The 2,078-nt window shown below is 72.5% G+C and carries 2 protein-coding genes and 1 pseudogene; 2 read left to right on the forward strand and 1 reads right to left on the reverse strand.

The window, feature by feature from the left end:
• Nucleotides 1-452 (reverse strand): annotated as a pseudogene (locus HW445_RS28385) (GNAT family N-acetyltransferase); the annotation flags it as partial.
• 140 nt (nucleotides 453-592) lie between these two features.
• Between HW445_RS28385 and fdxA the strand changes: the two are divergent.
• Both fdxA and dapC read left to right on the forward strand, forming a co-directional pair.
• Nucleotides 593-913 (forward strand): ferredoxin, encoded by a 321-nt coding sequence (fdxA, locus tag HW445_RS28390; RefSeq protein WP_077966227.1) that lies wholly within the window; start codon nucleotides 593-595, stop codon nucleotides 911-913.
• A gap of 128 nt (nucleotides 914-1,041) precedes the next feature.
• Nucleotides 1,042-2,078 (forward strand): succinyldiaminopimelate transaminase (gene dapC, locus HW445_RS28395; RefSeq protein WP_308800062.1); only part of this gene is annotated, 1,037 nt, incomplete at its 3' end.

The following is a 2,078-nucleotide window of genomic DNA, read 5'->3' on the forward strand; positions in this document are numbered from 1 at the left end:
CCGCGCTCGCCGTACCAGGCGGCCACGACCGCCAGCGCGTCGTCCAGCTCCAGGCCCGGGTCGCCGACCGCCAGCACCGAGTTGGCGCGCCGGGTGAACCCCGAGGAGGCGCGCAGCACCCACCCGCCGAGCGGTTCGCTCTCCACCGGCGGCCAGGCCCGCGCGGTCACCCCGGCGAGCTCCCGGAACGACGCGGCCGGGCCCCGGCGGCGGGCCGGCTGCGGGGGAACCACCTTGCCCGCCACGAGGGTGGACTCGTCGATCCGCACCCGTTCGCCGTTCCGACGGGTGATCAGCAGCACGCCGTCGTCCCATGATGTGAGAACGCCGACCGTGTCGGTGAACTTGGCCCCTGTGCCGCCGTCCTCGGCGAGCCGCCGTACGGAGACGCGTTTGCCCACGTCAGAGCCGGTAAGGTGCAGCGCGGCTCGCGCTTCGGTGGAGAATTCCACGGGTCGGTTCACCCCTCGTGTTCGGTTCGGGCCCCGAAGTGGAGATACTAGGGGCGGGCATCGACGACGCCGCGCTCCCGCGCGCCAGGCGGCGGAGCCTGTGGAGGCCCGCCAGCGCCCTATCGAGGAGGAACGACAGCGTGACCTACGTCATCGCGCAGCCTTGTGTCGACGTGAAGGACAAGGCGTGCATCGAGGAGTGCCCGGTCGACTGCATCTACGAGGGGCAGCGGTCCCTCTACATCCACCCGGATGAGTGCGTCGACTGCGGGGCCTGCGAGCCGGTCTGCCCGGTCGAGGCCATCTTCTACGAGGACGACACGCCGGACGAGTGGAAGGACTACTACAAGGCCAATGTGGAGTTCTTCGACGAGCTCGGCTCTCCCGGCGGGGCCAGCAAGCTGGGCCTGATCGAGCGCGACCACCCGTTCGTCGCCGCGCTGCCCCCGCAGAACCAGTAGCGGAACCCGTAGGAGTGATCACTCCCCCTCGGTCCCGTACGGCGGCCCACGCACCGGCCGCCTGCGGGACCGAGGCGTTCGCCGCCGAAGCCGCACCGCCCGCGGCGTGAGGAAAGTGAGCTGAACCCGTGTCCGAGCTCGTGAGCCGTCTGCCGGACTTCCCCTGGGACAAGCTGGAGCCCTACAAGGCGACCGCCGCCGGGCACCCGGACGGCGTCGTCGACCTCTCCGTCGGCACACCGGTCGACCCGGTGCCGGACCTCGTGCAGCAGGCGCTCGCCGACGCGGCCGACTCGCCGGGCTACCCGACGGTCTGGGGAACCCCCGCACTGCGCGACGCGATCACCGGCTGGGCCGGCCGGCGACTGGGCGCCCAGGACCTGACGCACCGCAACGTGCTGCCGGTGGTGGGCTCCAAGGAGCTGGTGGCCTGGCTGCCGATCCAGCTGGGCCTGGGCCCGGGCGACACCGTCGCCTTCCCGCGCCTGGCCTACCCGACGTACGAGGTGGGCGCCCGGCTGGCCCGCGCCGAGTTCCAGGCCTACGACGACCCGACCACGGACCTGGACCCGGGCCCCCTGAAGCTGCTGTGGCTGAACTCGCCGTCCAACCCGACCGGCCGGGTGCTGCCCAAGGAGGAGCTGCGCCGGATCGTGGCCTGGGCGCGCGAGCACGGCGTGCTGGTCGTCTCCGACGAGTGCTACCTGGAGCTCGGCTGGGAGGCCGACCCGGTGTCGGTGCTCCACCCCGACGTCTGCGGCGGTTCGTACGACGGTCTGGTCGCCGTCCACTCGCTCTCCAAGCGGTCCAACCTGGCCGGCTACCGGGCGGCGTTCCTGCTGGGCGACTCCGAGGTGCTGATGCCGCTGCTGCAACTGCGCAAGCACGGCGGCATGATGACCTCCATGCCCACCCAGGCCGCCACGGTCGCGGCGCTGGGCGACGACGCGCACGTGGCCGAGCAGCGCAAGCGCTACGCGGCCCGGCGCGAGGTGCTGCGCGGCGCGCTGGAACGGCACGGCTTCCGCGTCGAGCACAGCGAGGCCAGCCTGTACCTGTGGGCGACCCGTGACGAGAGCTGCTGGGACACGGTGGCGTACCTCGCCTCGCTGGGCATCCTGGTGGCCCCCGGCGACTTCTACGGACCGGCCGGCGCGCGCCACGT

This window comes from Streptomyces sp. UH6 (assembly GCF_013421635.1).
Taxonomy (GTDB): domain Bacteria; phylum Actinomycetota; class Actinomycetes; order Streptomycetales; family Streptomycetaceae; genus Streptomyces; species Streptomyces abyssomicinicus.